General features: G+C 54.9%; 18 protein-coding genes. 14 read left to right on the top strand and 4 right to left on the bottom strand.

Annotated features, from left to right (window positions below):
• Window positions 1-14 precede the first annotated feature (14 nt).
• Complete coding sequence (locus tag ACZ1HV_RS05585; RefSeq protein ID WP_298814998.1) at window positions 15-797, top strand: arginyltransferase; 783 nt, start codon at window positions 15-17, stop codon at window positions 795-797.
• A 156-nt stretch (window positions 798-953) separates the two neighbouring features.
• On the opposite strand, the gene ACZ1HV_RS05590 is transcribed toward ACZ1HV_RS05585, so the two are convergent.
• Window positions 954-1,613 carry a uracil-DNA glycosylase gene (locus ACZ1HV_RS05590; protein WP_298815001.1) on the bottom strand — a complete coding sequence of 220 codons (660 nt, stop codon included), beginning with the start codon at window positions 1,611-1,613 and terminating at the stop codon, window positions 954-956.
• A 19-nt stretch (window positions 1,614-1,632) separates the two neighbouring features.
• Window positions 1,633-2,226, bottom strand: coding sequence for a LabA-like NYN domain-containing protein (locus tag ACZ1HV_RS05595; RefSeq protein ID WP_298958071.1), 594 nt, complete (start codon window positions 2,224-2,226; stop codon window positions 1,633-1,635).
• Between the two features lie 407 nt (window positions 2,227-2,633).
• Here ACZ1HV_RS05595 and rpoZ point away from each other — a divergent pair, with 407 nt between their 5' ends.
• The 9 genes from rpoZ (at window position 2,634) to recO (ending at window position 10,567) form a co-directional block, all read left to right on the top strand.
• Complete coding sequence (rpoZ, locus tag ACZ1HV_RS05600) at window positions 2,634-3,035, top strand: DNA-directed RNA polymerase subunit omega (protein ID WP_298815007.1); 402 nt, start codon at window positions 2,634-2,636, stop codon at window positions 3,033-3,035.
• A 108-nt stretch (window positions 3,036-3,143) separates the two neighbouring features.
• Window positions 3,144-5,390 (top strand): RelA/SpoT family protein, encoded by a 2,247-nt coding sequence (locus ACZ1HV_RS05605; protein WP_298815010.1) that lies wholly within the window; start codon window positions 3,144-3,146, stop codon window positions 5,388-5,390.
• A gap of 28 nt (window positions 5,391-5,418) precedes the next feature.
• Entirely contained in the window at window positions 5,419-6,000 is a 582-nt protein-coding gene (pyrE, locus tag ACZ1HV_RS05610; protein WP_298815013.1) for an orotate phosphoribosyltransferase, read from the top strand.
• A gap of 29 nt (window positions 6,001-6,029) precedes the next feature.
• Window positions 6,030-6,632, top strand: a complete 603-nt coding sequence (locus tag ACZ1HV_RS05615; protein WP_298815016.1) for a DUF2062 domain-containing protein — start codon at window positions 6,030-6,032, stop codon at window positions 6,630-6,632.
• Window positions 6,633-6,692: 60 nt separating this feature from the next.
• The gene (gene acpS / locus ACZ1HV_RS05620) at window positions 6,693-7,124 is read left to right on the top strand and encodes a holo-ACP synthase (protein ID WP_472717549.1); all 432 of its coding nucleotides are present in this window, start codon (window positions 6,693-6,695) and stop codon (window positions 7,122-7,124) included.
• Window positions 7,125-7,240: 116 nt separating this feature from the next.
• Complete coding sequence (lepB, locus tag ACZ1HV_RS05625) at window positions 7,241-7,993, top strand: signal peptidase I (protein ID WP_472717550.1); 753 nt, start codon at window positions 7,241-7,243, stop codon at window positions 7,991-7,993.
• Window positions 7,994-8,015: 22 nt separating this feature from the next.
• Window positions 8,016-8,720, top strand: a complete 705-nt coding sequence (gene rnc / locus ACZ1HV_RS05630) for a ribonuclease III (RefSeq protein ID WP_298815025.1) — start codon at window positions 8,016-8,018, stop codon at window positions 8,718-8,720.
• A gap of 82 nt (window positions 8,721-8,802) precedes the next feature.
• Window positions 8,803-9,729, top strand: coding sequence for a GTPase Era (gene era / locus ACZ1HV_RS05635; protein WP_298815093.1), 927 nt, complete (start codon window positions 8,803-8,805; stop codon window positions 9,727-9,729).
• Between the two features lie 79 nt (window positions 9,730-9,808).
• Window positions 9,809-10,567 carry a DNA repair protein RecO gene (gene recO / locus ACZ1HV_RS05640; protein WP_472717551.1) on the top strand — a complete coding sequence of 253 codons (759 nt, stop codon included), beginning with the start codon at window positions 9,809-9,811 and terminating at the stop codon, window positions 10,565-10,567.
• Window positions 10,568-10,586: 19 nt separating this feature from the next.
• On the opposite strand, the gene lepB (ACZ1HV_RS05645) is transcribed toward recO, so the two are convergent.
• Window positions 10,587-11,255 (bottom strand): signal peptidase I, encoded by a 669-nt coding sequence (gene lepB / locus ACZ1HV_RS05645; RefSeq protein WP_472717552.1) that lies wholly within the window; start codon window positions 11,253-11,255, stop codon window positions 10,587-10,589.
• Between the two features lie 348 nt (window positions 11,256-11,603).
• Here lepB (ACZ1HV_RS05645) and parC point away from each other — a divergent pair, with 348 nt between their 5' ends.
• The gene (gene parC, locus ACZ1HV_RS05650; protein ID WP_472717553.1) at window positions 11,604-13,859 is read left to right on the top strand and encodes a DNA topoisomerase IV subunit A; all 2,256 of its coding nucleotides are present in this window, start codon (window positions 11,604-11,606) and stop codon (window positions 13,857-13,859) included.
• Here parC and ACZ1HV_RS05655 read toward each other — a convergent pair.
• Window positions 13,854-14,768 (bottom strand): AraC family transcriptional regulator, encoded by a 915-nt coding sequence (locus tag ACZ1HV_RS05655; protein ID WP_472717554.1) that lies wholly within the window; start codon window positions 14,766-14,768, stop codon window positions 13,854-13,856. The two genes, parC and ACZ1HV_RS05655, sit on opposite strands and share 6 nt — an antisense overlap.
• Here ACZ1HV_RS05655 and ACZ1HV_RS05660 point away from each other — a divergent pair.
• The 3 genes from ACZ1HV_RS05660 (at window position 14,767) to ACZ1HV_RS05670 (ending at window position 16,886) form a co-directional block, all read left to right on the top strand.
• Window positions 14,767-15,174 carry a DUF2000 family protein gene (locus ACZ1HV_RS05660; RefSeq protein WP_472717555.1) on the top strand — a complete coding sequence of 136 codons (408 nt, stop codon included), beginning with the start codon at window positions 14,767-14,769 and terminating at the stop codon, window positions 15,172-15,174. The two genes, ACZ1HV_RS05655 and ACZ1HV_RS05660, sit on opposite strands and share 2 nt — an antisense overlap.
• Before the next feature lie 93 nt (window positions 15,175-15,267).
• Complete coding sequence (locus ACZ1HV_RS05665; RefSeq protein ID WP_472717556.1) at window positions 15,268-16,431, top strand: iron-containing alcohol dehydrogenase; 1,164 nt, start codon at window positions 15,268-15,270, stop codon at window positions 16,429-16,431.
• Window positions 16,431-16,886 carry an acyl-CoA thioesterase gene (locus ACZ1HV_RS05670; protein WP_298815095.1) on the top strand — a complete coding sequence of 152 codons (456 nt, stop codon included), beginning with the start codon at window positions 16,431-16,433 and terminating at the stop codon, window positions 16,884-16,886. Before ACZ1HV_RS05665 ends, ACZ1HV_RS05670 begins: the two co-directional genes overlap by 1 nt.
• Window positions 16,887-16,929: the final 43 nt, after the last annotated feature.

The following is a 16,929-nucleotide window of genomic DNA, read 5'->3' on the forward strand; positions in this document are numbered from 1 at the left end:
CGCGGGACAACACGGTGACACGGCACCCAACAGATCATCCGCAGTTTTATCTTACAGCGCCTGCGCCCTGTCCCTATCTTGAGGGAAAGCAAGAGCGAAAGGTCTTCACCCACCTTGTTGGCCATGGAGCACCTGCTCTAAATGAAGTCCTGACACAGGGCGGTTTTCGTCGCAGCCAGAATATTGCTTACAGGCCGGCTTGCGAGCGCTGTCAGGCCTGTGTCTCCGTGCGCGTGCGTGTTGACGACTTCAAGTGGAGCCGTTCTTTCCGAAGGGTCTGGAAGTCGGGTTCAAACCTGATCGGAGCACGTCTGCCACCGAGCCCCTCAGCCGAACAATACGATCTATTCCGGGACTATCTGGAAGAACGCCACGAAAATGGCGGAATGACCGAAATGAGCGTTCTCGACTATGCAATGATGGTGGAAGACACGCATGTGGACACGCTGCTGATCGAGTATCGAAAGCGAGGCCCGAATTCCTTCATCACCGGCACAGGCGACGGGCCGCTTCTTGGCGTTGCGCTCAGCGATCAGCTTTCCGACGGCCTTTCCATGGTCTATTCGTTTTATGATCCGGACTACGCCGATACGGCGCTCGGGACCTATATGATCCTCGACCATATTGAACGCGCAAGAAAGCTTCGCCTTCCCTATGTTTACCTTGGGTACTGGGTCGAGGGATCTGAAAAGATGGCCTACAAGGCGCGCTTCAAGCCTCAGGAACATCTGGGACCGAACGGTTGGGCAATCGCCGAAGCAGAAGACTACAAGAAGTCTCCGCATTCCGTTGAATGAGGTTCCAACGCTCTTCCATTGCAGACCTCATTGAGGCACACGAGATCAAGACGATGCTGGCCAGCACCGGTAAGCATTACGCTCGGAAGTTTGCAGCAGGGCACTTCGCCCGATGTTGCCGTTTATGCTCCCTCAAACGAATATTGCTCAATCGGATCAGGGAACGGCCTTGCGGATCTTGTCAAACACCGATCTGAACATGTCTTCCGTCAGTCGGCCTGTGTTGGTGTTGTACCGTGAGCAGTGATAGCTGTCGAAAAGCGTCATGCCGTGGCCAGGCAAGTCGTGTTCGGCGCAATGTGCAAAGGGAAAGGCGGACCGTTTCAGCTCAAGCGCCGTCAGAAACGTCTCGTGGGCAATACGGCCAAGTGCGAGAACAGCACGAATGGAAGGATTGGCGGCCAGTGTCGACAACAGGTAGGGGCGGCAGGTCTTGATTTCCGCACCTGTCGGCTTGTTTTGCGGCGGCAGGCACCGCACCGCATTGGTGATCATGGCGTCTTTCAGCTGCAGACCGTCATCGGGTCGCGCCAGATAAGTGCCTTCGGCGAAGCCATAATCAAGCATTGTCTTATAGAGGAGATCACCGGCGTAATCGCCCGTGAAAGGCCGTCCGGTACAGTTGGCGCCTTTCATGCCAGGTGCCAGGCCGATGACCAGCAGGCGGGGCTTTTCCGATGTGAACGAAACAACAGGTGCGTTGTGCCAGTCTGGATGCGCGGTCTTGAGCTCTTCGCGAAGTGCCACCAGACGCGGACAGGCCGGGCAATCCAGCGGTGGATCGACCGGCCCGAGAGTTTCGTTCTTCCAATTCATCGTCAAGACAGACCTGAACTCAGTAGTCGTCTTCCTCGTCATCGTCATCCAGATCCGCAGGAGCTTGCGGGCGTACCGGACGTTCTGAGGGGTCACGGCCGATTTTGTTGGCAAGATTGGCGAGGTCTATGAAATGGTCAGCCTGGCGGCGCAGGTCGTCGGCGATCATTGGTGGCTGCGTCTTCAGCGTTGAGACGACGCTGACCTTGCGCCCCTTTCGTTGCAACGCCTCGACGAGCGAACGAAAGTCTCCATCGCCTGAAAACAGCACAACGTGATCGACGGATTCTACGAGTTCCATCGCATCCACGGCGAGCTCGATATCCATGTTGCCTTTGACTTTGCGACGGCCAGCGCTGTCAACGAATTCCTTCACGGGCTTCGTAATGACCTTGTATCCGTTATAGTCCAGCCAATCGATCAAGGGCCGGATTGAAGAATACTCCTGATCCTCGATCAATGCCGTGTAGTAATATGCGCGCAGCAGATAGGCTTGCCCTTGGAATTCTTTCAGCAAACGCTTGTAGTCAATGTCGAAGCCGATAGCCTTGGCAGTGGAATACAGGTTGGCCCCATCAATGAACAAGGCAACCTTTTCACGAGCGTCAAACATTTTATTTGAAACCTTTCCAAGTCATATGCGCAAAGAAATAAGATGTCTTCAAGTACCAGGCTTCCCGCAGCCAGGCACAATTCACCAGCTTTCGTCATCAATCAGCGCATACTTTGCTGTGGCGATGCTACTTATAAGGCAACGTCAAACAGCTTATTGTTTTATTTTCCCACCGGCCTTTTGATTCTTTAGTTAAGGGCCTGCCAGTGCCCTACACTATAATATCGGAGTGCCGCAATGCAAAAGCGAGAGCCACTTTCGAAAAACCGACAAAAAATCAGCGAAAATTGACCGTCCGTAACGTCAACACAAGCTTCCGCTTCCAAGAATTGACAAGGGGTTGCTTTTTCTAAACGCGACTACTATACGCTGGTTCTCCAAGTTCCTGAAGCCTATGGAGACGTCGAATGGCGCGCGTGACCGTCGAGGACTGCATCGACAAGGTCGAAAACCGGTTTGAGCTGGTGCTGCTGGCTGCGCACCGGGCTCGCATGATCTCAAGCGGTTCGCCGCTGACCATCGACCGTGACAACGACAAAAACCCTGTTGTCGCGCTTCGCGAGATTGCCGAGCAGACCGTCAGTCCGGAAGATATGAAAGAAGACCTGATCCACTCCCTGCAAAAATTTGTGGAAGTGGACGAGCCGGAGGCAGAAGCCGTGCCGGTGGTACCTGCGCCCGGACAACAGCAGGTTACACAGGTGAACAGCGTCGATGACGGTGCTGTTGAATTTGACCGCATGTCAGAAGAAGATCTTCTTCGCGGACTGGAAGGCCTGGTTCCGCCAGAGCGGACCGACGACGTCTGATTTCACGTCACAAGCTCGTTCGAAGCGCGGCTGGCTGCAGCCCGCGCTTTGAGCGTTTTTTCTTTTTCCAGCTGAAGTCTCAGCCGGTTTCCAAGGTCGGTTGCGGCCATGATGCGTCAATACGAACTCGTTGAACGGGTTACGCGTTACAATCCGGAAGCTGACGAAGCCTTGCTCAACAAGGCTTACGTCTATGCCATGCAAAAACATGGCTCCCAGATGCGTGCATCGGGCGATCCCTATTTTTCCCACCCTCTTGAAGTCGCCGCCATTCTGACCGACCTGCGCCTCGACGACGCAACGATTGCCGTTGCCTTGTTGCATGACACGATCGAGGACACGGATGCGACACGATCCGAGATCGACTCTCTCTTTGGAGAGGAAATCGGCAAGCTTGTTGAAGGCCTGACCAAGATCAAGCGACTTGACCTTGTTTCGCAGAAGGCCAAACAGGCAGAAAACTTCCGAAAACTGCTGCTTGCCATTGCCGATGACGTTCGGGTGCTTCTGGTCAAACTTGCAGACCGTTTGCACAACATGCGAACTCTGCAGCACATGCCGGAACACAAACGTGGACGGATTGCCGAAGAAACCATGGAAATCTATGCGCCGCTCGCCGGCCGCATGGGCATGCATGACATGCGTGAGGAACTGGAGGACATTGCCTTCCATACCCTCAACCCGGAAGCTTATGAGACGATTACCAGTCGGTTGAGCGACCTGCGGGACCGCAACGCCGAACTGATCAAGGACATCGAAACCACACTGACCGAACGCTTGAGCGAACGGGGCATGGCAGCTGAAGTCCGAGGACGGGAGAAACGGCCTTATTCGATCTTCCGGAAGATGCAACGCAAGGCAATCGGCTTTGAGCAACTTTCCGACATTCATGGCTTTCGGGTCACCGTCGGAACAGTCGAAGCCTGCTACCGCGTGCTTGGCGTCATTCACACAACGTGGCCAACGGTGCCTGGCCGGTTCAAGGATTACATCTCGACACCAAAGCAGAACGACTACCGTTCGATCCACACCACCATTGTCGGACCTTCCCGCCAGCGCGTCGAACTTCAGATCCGAACAATTTCGATGGACCGGGTCGCAGAATACGGTATTGCGGCACATGCGCTTTATAAAGACGGCGAGTATGGTGGCCGCAACATTGCCCGCCACACGGAAGATTGCCGGGCATTCGAGTGGCTGCGCCGGACTACGGAACTTCTTGCGCAAGGGGACACGCCGGAAGAATTTCTGGAGAACACGAAGCTCGAATTGTTCCACGATCAGGTCTTCTGTTTCTCGCCCAAAGGCCGCCTGATCGCCCTGCCCAGGGGTGCCACCCCTATCGATTTTGCCTATGCCGTTCACACAGGGATCGGCAACACATGCGTTGGGTGCAAGGTGAACGGCAAGATCATGCCGCTCGTCACCGAGCTCAGAAACGGTGACGAAGTGGAGATAATCCGCTCTCCGGCTCAAACCCCTCCGCCGGCCTGGGAGGCAATTGCTGTCACGGGAAAGGCAAGGGCTGCCATTCGACGCGCGACACGGGAGTCGGTTCGCAAACAATATGGCGCTTTGGGCGAACACATTTTGAAACGGGCTTTTGCACGCGCCGACAAGGCCTATTCGGAGGACCTTCTGGAGGCCGTCCTTACAGAGCATCATCAGTCCAGCGTTGCCGATCTGCTGGCCTCAGTTGGTCGAGGGGACCTCAGCGCACAATTGGTGCTTAAATCTGCGCATCCGGACTATCAGGATGAACGGGTCGCAATATCAGGACCGTTGACCGAAGAAGGCTGGTTCGGGCTCAAGCAGGGCCAAGGCATGAAATTCCGAATTCCGCCCGACGCGCTTGAGGCAGAGAAAAATGCCGCTGAACAGTCGGATGATCCAGGCGAAGGTCCCGCGCTCCCGATCAGAGGTCTATCCGGTGACATTCCCGTTACTTTTGCACCGGATGGCGGCGCCGTTCCGGGTGACCGCATCGTTGGTATCTTGACCCCGTCGGAAGGACTGACCATTTATCCGATACAGTCGCCGGCATTGAAGGAATTTGATGACCAGACGGAACGCTGGGTAGATGTGCGTTGGGATATCGATCTCAACAATCCGGAACGGTTTCCGGCCCGTCTGGACATCTCTGCTGCCAACGAACCAGGGTCTCTGGCGACGATTGCACAGGTAATCGGTGAGAACAGCGGGAATATCGACAATGTCAAGATGGTACAGCGTGCACGCGATTTTCATCAGATGCTCATTGACCTGGAGGTCTGGGATCTGAAACACCTGAACCGGATTATCAACCAATTGCGTTCCAAACCGAATGTTTCAAGCGTCAACCGTGTAAATGGATGAGGCGCAACACACCCGAGGATCCAGCTAAATGACACGCGACGAAGTCTTGTCCTTGTTTCGCGAAGCCGGTGCCTACATGGAAGGGCATTTCATTCTGACCTCCGGGCTTCGCAGCCCGGTCTACCTGCAAAAGGCGCGGGTATTCATGTATCCCGACAAGACCGCGACGCTGTGCAAGGCGCTGGCGGACAAGATCAGGTCTTCCGGACATGGACAGGTCGATTACATCATTTCCCCTGCGCTTGGCGGCCTTATCCCCGGTTATGAGACCGCACGCCATCTGGGCGTCCCCGCAATGTGGGTGGAACGCGAGGATGGCGAGTTTCGCCTGCGCCGTTTCGACCTTCCGAAGGGGGCAAAAGTGGTTATTGTCGAAGATATCGTCACAACAGGCCTTTCAGTGCGCGAGACGGTAACCTCGCTGAAAGCTCTTGGTGCTGAAGTGGTTGCAGTGGCTTGCCTGATCGACCGGTCTGCGGGAGAGGCGGACACATCCGTGCCATTGATTGCCTTGACGGAATACAAGGTGCCTGTTTACGAACCGGACAATCTGCCTCCGGAACTGGCGGCCCTGCCCGCGGTCAAGCCAGGCAGCCGCGGACTGAGCTAAATAAAAGTAACGGAGACGAACCCCACACGATGCTGTTCCGCCGAAGACAAATACCAACACGCATTGAGCGATTGCGCGTTGCCGTCTGGCCACGGAACAGCTGGTCACGATCCACCAAGTATTTCGGCAAACGGGTTTTGCGGCTGACTGCAACACCACACGCAATTGCCATAGGGTTTGCAGCTGGTGCCTTTGCTTCATGCACACCGTTGGTCGGGTTCCACTTCCTGACAGCATTCGGCCTGGCCTGGTTGCTTCGCGGCAATTTGATTGCAGCCGCGCTCGGCACTTCGATCGGGAACCCGATCACCTTCCCGTTTATCTGGGCATTCACGTTCAAAATCGGTCAATGGATCCTGCATGGACGCGCGCCTAAGGCAGATCCTGCGCATGTCCATCAGCAGTTTCAGCACGGACTTCTGGAAAAATCGATGGATTCTCTCTGGCCAATGCTCAAGCCGATGTTCATAGGTGGCCTTCCGCTCGGATTGGTCATCGGCTCGGTGTCCTATGTGATTGTCTATAAGAGTGTCGAGGTCTATCAGCGGCGGCGCAAACGCATTCTCGCCGAACGGGGCGAGCAGCTCTTCCCAGCACCAGGGCGCACGCTGGAAGAAGACGGCGGCGCTTGATTCCAGGTCCGGCATGCACCACCTTTTGCCGATACCCCTCAGGGACGGAATTCAAGAAACATGATTTTGGGTATTGGTAGCGATCTGATCGACATTCGTCGGATCGAAAAAACACTGGACCGTTTTGGCGAACGCTTCACCAATCGGGTCTTCACCGACATTGAACGAGCCAAATCCGACAAGCGCGCCGAGAGAGCCGCTTCCTACGCCAAGCGTTTTGCGGCCAAGGAGGCTTGCTCCAAGGCGTTGGGAAGTGGCATCCGCATGGGTGTCGCGTGGCGGGAAATGGGTGTGGTCAATCTGCCATCGGGAAAGCCTACAATTGCATTGGTAGGAGGGGCTGCCGAACGGCTTGCGGCGATGACACCTGAGGGCTTCAAAACGACCATCGATCTCACGATCACGGATGATTTTCCGCTGGCGCAGGCCTTCGTCGTCATTTCCGCATGGCCCCAGGACTGGCCGGAACCACCCCAACCAGGATCAAACTGAAAGGCATTGGGCATAGCGCCCTCGCCTGCATTGCTTCCGCAGACGTGAACAGCTAAAAGTCGCGCAGGATTGCAGCGTCGCCCTCCGGATCAACGGAAAGTATTTTAAGGGAAATTATGAGCGTGACCGAAAACAAAAAAGAGAAGGAAAGCGGCGTTGGCGAAACCATAAAGGTGATCGTCCAGGCGCTTCTGCTTGCCCTTGTCGTGCGCACATTTTTGTTTCAGCCGTTCAACATTCCATCCGGATCGATGAAGGACACCTTGCTGATTGGCGACTACCTGTTTGTGTCCAAATACAGCTACGGCTACTCCCGGTATTCGTTCCCTTTCGGATTGGTGCCGATCCCGGGCCGCGTTTGGTCGGCCGATCCTAAACGTGGCGATGTCGCTGTTTTCAAACTGCCGACCGACACGTCCATCGATTACATAAAACGGGTTATCGGCTTACCTGGCGACACGATCCAGGTGCTGGAGGGTGTCGTTCACATCAATGGCGAACCGGTTAAACGCGAGCGCATCGACGACTATATAGAGCAGTCTGAATCGGGTGCTGTACGCCGGGTGCCTCGTTTCCGAGAAACGCTGCCAAATGGCGTTTCCTACGACACGTTGGACTTGACCACCAACGGTCAGCTGGACAACACGCGCGAATACAAGGTTCCGGAAGGCCATTACTTCATGATGGGCGACAACCGGGACAATTCTGTCGACAGCCGCGTTTTGAGCAAGGTCGGCTACGTGCCAATCGAAAACTTCATGGGTCGCGCGGAGATCCTATTCTTCTCCATCAAGGACAAGACCCCGGCCTGGCAGATCTGGACCTGGCCCTGGAGTGTACGCTGGGAGCGGCTTGGCCGGACCCTTTAAGTCCGGATATCAGGCCAAACGCATGACCCTAAAACCAAAGAACCCAATCTCAGCACTGAAGTCGGCTCTTGCTTATGACTTCAAGGACCTGGAACTTCTGAGAGTGGCGTTGACGCACGCAAGTGCGCTGAACCCTTCGGACACCGTTGCGGGCAGCTATCAGCGACTGGAGTTTTTGGGCGACCGGGTTCTTGGCCTCGCCATTGCCTCCATGCTGCACCAGCACTTTCCGAAGGCAGACGAAGGCGAACTTGCACGGCGTTTCAATCATATGGTCAAGCGCGAGACCTGTGCCGAAATCGCGCAGGAGCTCGGCATCGGTGACGCAATGCGCATCGGACTTGCAGAGGCACAGACTGGTGGGCGCAAGAAAACCGCCTTGCTTGCTGACATTTGCGAAGCGGTGATTGCAGCCATTTATCTGGACGGTGGATTTGAGGCGGCCCAGGAATTCGTGAGACGCCTTTGGGAACCGCGCATGCTATCTTGGTCCGGTCCGTTAAGAGATGCCAAGACGACATTGCAGGAATGGGCACAATCCAAAAGCCTGCCCACCCCTCGGTATGATGTCATAGGCCGTGATGGCCCAGACCATGCACCCAGTTTCACGGTTGCTGTAACCGTTCAGGGCCTGGCACCGGGGGAAGGCAAAGGCGGCTCAAAGAGGCTTGCCGAACAGAATGCGGCCGAAGCCGTTCTGCGCCGTGAAGGCGTCTGGAAGGAATGATGACACCGTGAGCGATGAGAACACCAACGGCGAACCGGACGATGACGACAACGGGTTCGTTGCCCCGAGCGGTCGTTTTGACATGCCGCTTCCAGAACCTCTGGCAGATATGCCGGCCGATACGAAAGCCGGCTTTGTTGCACTGATCGGAGCTCCGAATGCGGGCAAATCAACCCTGATCAATCAGCTCGTCGGCACCAAGGTGTCCATCGTTACCCACAAGGTTCAGACAACGCGTACCATTGTGCGCGGTGTCGCAATGCATGGGTCCGCCCAGCTGGTATTCATTGATACGCCCGGCATTTTCAAACCCAAGCGGCGGCTTGACCGCGCAATGGTCGACACCGCCTGGGGCGGTGCGAGGGACGCAGACGTCATTGCGCTTCTGATCGATGCACGTAAAGGCATCGATGAAGAAGTGGAGAACATACTAAAACGACTGAGGAACCAGCCGGCTCCGAAGGTTCTCATTCTGAACAAAACCGACATTGCCAAGCGGGAAAAACTGCTCGACCTTGCACAGAAGGCCAACGAATACATCCAGTTTGAAGAAACCTTCATGGTTTCCGCACTGACGGGCGACGGAACCGACGCGATACTGGACTATTTTTCGTCCAAAGTCCCTGAAGGACCGTGGCTCTATCCTGAAGACCAACCGTCTGACCTGCCGCTGCGTATCCTTGCGGCCGAGATCACGCGCGAAAAGCTGTTTGAACGCCTGCATCAGGAGCTGCCCTATATTTCCACAGTGGAAACCGAACAATGGCAAGCTCGAAAGGACGGTTCCGCCCGTATCGAACAAACGATCTACGTGGAGCGTGACAGCCAGAAAAGCATTGTGCTCGGCAAACGGGGCCAGACGATCAAGGCAATTTCCCAAGCCGCACGAGAAGAACTCTCTGAGATCATTGATGCGCCCGTGCACCTGTTCCTTTTTGTAAAAGTCCGCGAGAACTGGGCCGACGACCCTGAACGCTACCGCGAAATGGGACTCGAGTTTCCGAAATAGCTGGCACTTAGGCCAGAATCCGCCAAAATCGGCGAAACAGTTCCAGACCTAATTGTCATCCAAGCACAGGACCTGAGACGTGGAGTGGAGCGGACGCGGCGTGGTTCTGACCACCCGCAAACATGGCGAAAACGACGTCATTCTGGAAGTCATGACGCTGGACCAAGGACGGCATCTCGGTCTGGTGCGCGGCGGACGGGCCAGACGCCATCGCCCCATGCTGCAACCAGGTAACGAGTTGGATTTGACCTGGAAAGCGCGTCTGTCAGACCATTTAGGTCAATTCCAGATTGAGCCGCACGCCTTGCGTGCTGGAGACCTGATGACAAATTCGGTTGGCCTCACGGCTCTTCAGCACCTTGCTTTTCTGCTCAGGCTTCTGCCTGAACGCCATCCTTATCCGAAGCTTTACTCAGCGTTGTCTGTTGTTCTAGACCATCTGGAGAGTTCGGATGCGGCCGCAGCACTGCTCATCCGTTTCGAGCTCGAGTTGCTTCGCGATCTCGGCATTGGCCTGGATCTGACCTCCTGCGCTGCAAACGGCTCTCAGGAAGATCTGGTCTATGTCTCTCCAAAATCAGCTCGCGCAGTGAGCCGTCAGGCCGGTCTGCCTTATCATGACAAGCTCTTGCCCCTGCCCTCCTTCCTGCTGGATGGGCAACGCCAGAAGGGAAGTGAACTGACCTGGAACGACGTGACCGAGGGATTTGAACTGACAGGCTTTTTCCTGAACCGTCACCTGATGGAGCGAAACGGTGAAGACAGCGGCACGCGGAACATGCTGCTCGGGGCGCTCGAAAAACGGTTTCGCACCGACTTTCCCTGGAATTTTCAATAGGGCATTTCTCTGAACTGTCTTAGTTCGCTTCCAGGGAGCGCCACACAAATCCGGCTTCAGGGCCTGAGAAATAGATATGACGGGCGATACCAGTGACATTTTCGATCGGTACAAATCCAAAATGTTCTTGCATACGGCTGTCGATCGAATTGTCTCGGTTGTCACCCAGCACAAACAAATCTCCCTCGGGGACTTCGAATTCCGGTGTTTCGTCGAACCTGCTGTCAACCTGGAGGTCGATGACCTCGTGTGATCTGCCGTTTGGCAAGATCTCACGGTAAGTCTGAACCAACGAAACCTGTCCATTTCTGGATTTTTCCTCGATCGCTTCCGCTTTCTGCCGCTCGAAGGGATGACCGTTCAGATAAACTTCTCCATTTTTCATCTGTATGCGCTCACCCGGCAGGCCAATGACACGCTTTACATATGTAACGCCTTGGTTCTGGGGGTGGCGGAAAACAACAATGTCTCCGCGCTCGGGTGCATATCTTTCACCAATGATTGGAAAGATCTGACTGACAAGAAAACTGTCTCCCTGCTGAAGAGTGGGGCGCATGCTGCCGGCGGGCGTTTCAAATGGTTTGGCACGCAGATAGTAGAAACTTGCTGAGAAAAAAATCGCGGTTATCGCCGCTAAAATTCCCAGGACCAACCCTGACAGCAGGAGTGTTCTCGCGGTTCGGGTCAATTTTGGATCCTTGATTTCAAGAGCTAAAATCCTGAACGAGGGTACAGAGCAACATGACCACTTCGATGTATTCAGTATCGGCAGAATTTCAACCATAGAGGATCAATTGCCCCCCTTCTTCCCGGGTTGAGTGCATAGTTTCCGCCCCGAGCGGCTATCTGACCTGCAGGTCCGACACACTGACAGAAGTCAGGTCGACCAATTGGCTTCATGCCAATTCGGATGGCCCACTGAAATTGTAGAGAATTGCTCACAGCACGTTCGATTTCCGTTGAAAATCCGCCGTTCGTGACTGCAAAAGACTGCAATCGAATTGCGCCGATTGGTGGAAAGGTTTAGCAAGCAAATATGGGAAAAGAGACGACACCTCCACCAAGCGGCGGAATCGAAGGCATCAATCTGAAAGAGGCGCTGGAAGAGCGCTATCTCGCATATGCCCTTTCAACCATCATGCACCGGGCATTGCCGGATGTGCGCGACGGTTTGAAACCGGTTCACCGGCGCCTTCTTTACGCCATGCGGCTTCTGAAGCTCGACCCGGGCGCCGGTTTCAAGAAATGCGCACGCGTCGTCGGTGACGTTATCGGTAAATACCATCCGCATGGTGACCAGGCTGTCTACGACGCTCTTGTCCGACTGGCACAGGATTTTGCGCAGCGCTATCCACTGATTGACGGTCAGGGCAATTTTGGCAATGTCGACGGCGATAACGCGGCCGCCATGCGTTACACCGAAGCCCGAATGACCGACACGGCCAAGAGATTGCTCGATGGCCTGGACGAAAACGCTGTCGATTTCCGGGAAACCTACGATGGCGAAGACAAGGAGCCGATCGTGTTGCCCGGCGGGTTCCCGAACCTGCTTGGGAACGGATCGTCCGGCATTGCGGTCGGCATGGCCACATCGATCCCGCCGCACAATGCCTTTGAGCTTTGCGAGGCCTGCCAACACCTGATCAAGAACCCGAAGGCGGAAGCCGACGAGCTGCTTGACTACATCAAGGGACCGGATTTTCCGACAGGCGGTCTGCTGGTGTCGGACCAAGGCTCAATTCGCGAAGCTTATGCAACCGGCCGAGGAAGTTTCCGTATCCGGGCGCGTTGGGAAGTTGAGGATCTGGGACGTGGCCAATGGGTCATTGTGGTATCTGAAATTCCCTATCAGGTCCAAAAATCGCGGCTCATAGAGAAGATTGCCGAGCTGCTGACAGCACGTAAACTTCCATTGCTGGACGATGTCCGTGACGAATCAGCGGAAGACATCCGCGTCGTGCTGGTTCCCCGGTCCCGTAATGTCGATGCCAATCTGCTTATGGAATCCCTGTTCAAGCTGACGGACCTGGAAAACCGCTTCTCGTTGAACATGAATGTTCTGTCCATGGGCAAGGTGCCGATGGTCATGGGACTGAAGCAGGTCCTTCGCGAATGGCTGGACCATCGCAAAGTCGTTCTGATACGCCGCTCCGAGTACCGTCTTGGTCAGATAAATCATCGACTTGAGGTCCTTGCCGGCTATCTGATCGCCTACTTGAACCTTGATGAAGTGATCCGCATTATCCGCGAAGAGGATGACGCGAAAGCAGAATTGATCAGGACGTTTGAGCTGACCGATGTCCAGGCCGAAGCCATTCTGAACATGCGCCTGCGGTCCTTGCGCAAGCTGGAAGAACTGGAAATCCGCAAGGAACACGACAAGCTCACCGATGAAAAAGATCAGCTGACCAAATTGCTCGGTTCAGACGCTCGCCAGTGGACCAAGATATCCAAGGAAATCTCCGAAATTTCCAAGGTATATGGCCCGGAGACCGAAATCGGCCGTCGGCGTACGGACAAGTCCGAAGCTCCGGAAGCCGACCTTGTCGATATCCAGCAGGCAATGATCGAAAAGGAACCGATTACTGTCATTATTTCTGAGAAGGGCTGGATACGCGCGCTCAAAGGCCACCAGACAGACATGTCGAGCCTGTCCTTCAAACAGGGAGACAGTTTGAAGCTATCTTTCCATGCGGAAACGACGGACAAGATCCTGGTTTTCTCAACGGGCGGCAAGTTCTTTACACTTGGTGCGGACCGGCTTCCTGGTGGACGTGGCCATGGTGAACCCATCCGTCTGATGGTTGAGATGGACGAAGCGCAGGATGTGGTGACCGCGTTTGTTCACAAGGCGGGGCGAAACCTGCTGTTGTCCAACAACGAAGCGCGCGGATTTGTTGTCTGTGAAGACGACGTTATTGCCAACACGCGTAAGGGCAAGCAGGTGTTGAACCTTTCTGCACCTTCCGAGGCTTCGCTGTGTGTCGAAGCAACAGGCGATCAGGTCGCTGTCATAGGCGAGAACCGCAAACTTCTGGTGTTCCCCTTGGCGCAGATACCGCAGATGGGCCGCGGACGCGGCGTCCGGCTGCAACGCTACCGGGACGGAAACATCTCTGACTTGCGGGTCTTCAGCGCAGAAGAAGGTCTGACCTGGACAGACAGTTCCGGAAGGAGCTTCACACGGTCGCTCGATGAACTGGCGGACTGGTGCGGAGAACGCGGAAACGCTGGCCGCTTGCCGCCGACCGGCTTCCCACGGTCGAACAAATTCGGTCCAAACAAACTATAGCGTTTGATCTCCAGCGGCGCGCAGGCGCCGCCATTGCCCCGGAGACATACCGAAGGCACGCTTGAAGTGTCGGCTCATGTGGCTCTGATCGGAAAAACCGCTGCCAACGGCAGTTTCGGCAAGCTTCTCACCCTTCTGCAATTTCGACTTGACCCGGTCCAGGCGCCGCATGACCAGATACCGATGTGGACTGGTCCCGAATGCATGGCGGAACTGACGGGCCAAAGTATAGCGGTCGATTTGCGCGACCGCTTCAAGGTCCGCCATCCTCACGTCCTGATCGCAGCACTCCTTCATCAAATCGCTGCATTCCTTCAAGGCCCTCAGGTCAAGCACCGCCGGTTTTGACTGGCTGGTATCTGCATGTCGTTTCAGACAGGCAGCAAGATCTGCAATCAGGCAGTCCAGTTTGAAATCACCGATTTCACACTCGATATCGGTCAGAGCCTCAACAAGTTCCTTTCGAAATTCAATGTCGGACAGCACTGGTGAAGATACGAAAGGAAGTCCGCTGTCCCGGTCTGCTGTGAGTGCGTCCGATATCTTTTCGGGTGGAACATATATCATTCGATAGCGCAGACCCTGCTCATCACCGGCGCCACCATCGTGGAGTTCGTCAGGATGGATAACAATCACCTGACCTGGCAAGGACGCTTGCCCTTCCCCCCGATAGGTGAAGGTTTGCACACCGTCGATGGTCAAACCGATTGCATAAGTGTCGTGGCGATGCGGAGAAAAACCATTGCCATGAAACCGGGCTTCAATCCTCTCAATTCCGGACTCAGACGGTGCGGACGTTATTCCGTCTCCCGGCGCGTCGCACAAACGTTCAAGACCTGCACCCAGCTCCGCGTCTAGGGTCGCCGCGTTGTTTTTGTTTCGATACCCTAACGTGGAGTTTGTGCTCATGTTCGAAACCAAATTTGTCGTGGTCGTACGCGATGACCTTGCTGCTTGGCAAAAACTGAATGTCACTGCTTTTCTGGCAACCGGCATTGCCGCAGCAAAGGCCGAGATCATTGGTGAAACCTATCGTGACGCAGCTGACAATGTCTATTATCCAATGAGCGTCCAGCCGATCATTGTGCTGTGTGCGGATGCTCAAACACTTGCCAAGGTACAGAAGAGAGCGCTCAATCGAGGCGTTTCTTCCAGTATCTATGTCGAAGAGATGTTTACAACGGGACACGATACCGCCAACAGGGAAGTGTTCTCGAAATTTTCTCCAGACAACGCCAATGTGGTCGGCATTGCCTTTCACACCGAAAGGAAAATTGCAGACAAAATCTCAAAAGGAGCTCGCATGCATCCCTGAACAGACCGACTTCATCTAAAGTCTGGTCCATTGGCCCTCGACGGATTGCGTTTTGAGGGGCAATCTTCAGGCCACTGTCAAATGGGGAAAGCAATGATCGGTGCATTCACGTTCAACACCAGCCAACGCATCGTCTTTGAAAGCGGCTCGGCAGCTCAGCTGGCGGATCACGCTGCTGATTTTCTGGGTGAGCGCCCGTTTCTTGTCACAGACCCAGGCATCCTGTTGCTTGGTTTGCAAAGTTCTTGTGAGCGCGCCCTTGTTGAAACCGGCCGCAATCTCGGCCGTTTTGAGAAAGTTGCCGCCGATCCGCCGCGAGCGCTTGTCGATGAAGCCGTGGAAGCGGCGAAACAGCATCGCGCGACCTCCATCATAGGCTTTGGCGGCGGCTCATCTCTTGACGTTGCCAAACTCGTTGCGCTTCTTGCCGGCAGCAATGAGAACTTGGATGAAGCCTGGGGCATTGGAAACGCCAAGGGACCGCGTCTACCGCTCATCCTGATACCCACGACGGCCGGGACAGGTTCAGAGGTAACGCCAATCTCAATCATTACTGTTGGCGATGAGGAAAAGCGCGGTGTCGTCTCGCCGATCCTGTTGCCAGACATTGCCGTACTTGACCCGCTTCTGACTCTCGAACTGCCCGGCCCGGTGACAGCAGCCACGGGCATAGACGCCATGGTGCATGCCATTGAGGCCTATGCCTCGAAATCTGCCAACAACAATCCTGTTTCCAAAACTCTTGCAATTGAAGCATTGCGACTATTGGGAGCAAACATCGAAACAGCGGTCTTTTCACCACAGGATGAGAGCGCACGAGGTGCAATGCTGCTTGGCTCCATGCTCGCAGGCATGGCATTTGCCAACGCGCCTGTGGCCGCCGTGCACGCCCTCGCCTATCCGATCGGCGGAACTTTTCACGTCCCTCACGGCCTTTCGAACGCACTGGTTCTGCCGCACGTTTTGAAGTTCAATAACCCAGTTGCGGCAGAGCTTTACGCTGAAATTGCACCCATCTTATTTCCGGATCTTTCATGTATCGAAGATCCAGCGAACCGCGCAGACGTGTTTGCGGAAAGGCTTGCCAAACTTTCAGAAAAGCTCGGGCTGCAAACAAGTTTGCGCGACGTCGGCATCGGTGAAGACGATCTTCCCAAAATGGCGCGCGATGCCATGAAACAGACTCGGCTTCTGATCAACAACCCGCGTGACATTGCTGAAAAAGACGCTCTTGAGATCTACATGGCTGCCCTATGATGACAGGTGTCCATCCACAAGCTGCCCGCCCCGTCCCATTAAACCGTTCGGAATTCAAAGCTTTTCAACAAATCCCCACCAGGTGGATGGATGTGGACATCTATGGCCACGTCAACAATGTCCAGTATTTGAGCTTCTTCGACACAGCTGTAAATGGCTGGTACGTGGCCAACGGCCTCCTTGATCCGGTAAACAGTTCCGAGATCTTTCTAGTCGTTGAAACCGGATGCCACTATTTTTCCGAGCTCACCTTCCCCAATGAGGTCTCCGCCGGTCTCAAAATCGAAAAACTTGGCGGGAGTTCGGTGGTTTTCAGGGTCGGTCTGTTTTCTGGCGACGCCAGCGAAACGGCCGCACATGGACGTTTCGTCCATGTTCAGGTGGATCGAAACAGCCGAAGACCTGTGACAATTTCCCACCGGAAACGAGGCATTCTAACAAGTTTGATGGCTTAAAAAGGTATCAATCACAAAACTTATGGAAATTCTGTCACAGACC

It is taken from the genome of Roseibium sp. JB4-4, assembly GCF_055693425.1.

Bases quoted from the DNA above. Each gene is read 5' to 3' on its own strand.
- ACZ1HV_RS05670 (WP_298815095.1), top strand. From the start codon at position 16,431: ATGACAGGTGTCCATCCACAAGCTGCCCGCCCCGTCCCATTAAACCGT.
- ACZ1HV_RS05665 (WP_472717556.1), top strand. From the start codon at position 15,268: ATGATCGGTGCATTCACGTTCAACACCAGCCAACGCATCGTCTTTGAA.
- ACZ1HV_RS05590 (WP_298815001.1), bottom strand. From the start codon at position 1,613: ATGAATTGGAAGAACGAAACTCTCGGGCCGGTCGATCCACCGCTGGAT.
- lepB (WP_472717550.1), top strand. From the start codon at position 7,241: ATGAGCGTGACCGAAAACAAAAAAGAGAAGGAAAGCGGCGTTGGCGAA.
- ACZ1HV_RS05605 (WP_298815010.1), top strand. From the start codon at position 3,144: ATGATGCGTCAATACGAACTCGTTGAACGGGTTACGCGTTACAATCCG.
- rnc (WP_298815025.1), top strand. From the start codon at position 8,016: ATGACCCTAAAACCAAAGAACCCAATCTCAGCACTGAAGTCGGCTCTT.
- era (WP_298815093.1), top strand. From the start codon at position 8,803: ATGCCGCTTCCAGAACCTCTGGCAGATATGCCGGCCGATACGAAAGCC.
- ACZ1HV_RS05615 (WP_298815016.1), top strand. From the start codon at position 6,030: ATGCTGTTCCGCCGAAGACAAATACCAACACGCATTGAGCGATTGCGC.
- pyrE (WP_298815013.1), top strand. From the start codon at position 5,419: ATGACACGCGACGAAGTCTTGTCCTTGTTTCGCGAAGCCGGTGCCTAC.
- ACZ1HV_RS05660 (WP_472717555.1), top strand. From the start codon at position 14,767: ATGTTCGAAACCAAATTTGTCGTGGTCGTACGCGATGACCTTGCTGCT.
- rpoZ (WP_298815007.1), top strand. From the start codon at position 2,634: ATGGCGCGCGTGACCGTCGAGGACTGCATCGACAAGGTCGAAAACCGG.
- acpS (WP_472717549.1), top strand. From the start codon at position 6,693: ATGATTTTGGGTATTGGTAGCGATCTGATCGACATTCGTCGGATCGAA.
- ACZ1HV_RS05655 (WP_472717554.1), bottom strand. From the start codon at position 14,768: ATGAGCACAAACTCCACGTTAGGGTATCGAAACAAAAACAACGCGGCG.
- parC (WP_472717553.1), top strand. From the start codon at position 11,604: ATGGGAAAAGAGACGACACCTCCACCAAGCGGCGGAATCGAAGGCATC.
- ACZ1HV_RS05595 (WP_298958071.1), bottom strand. From the start codon at position 2,226: ATGTTTGACGCTCGTGAAAAGGTTGCCTTGTTCATTGATGGGGCCAAC.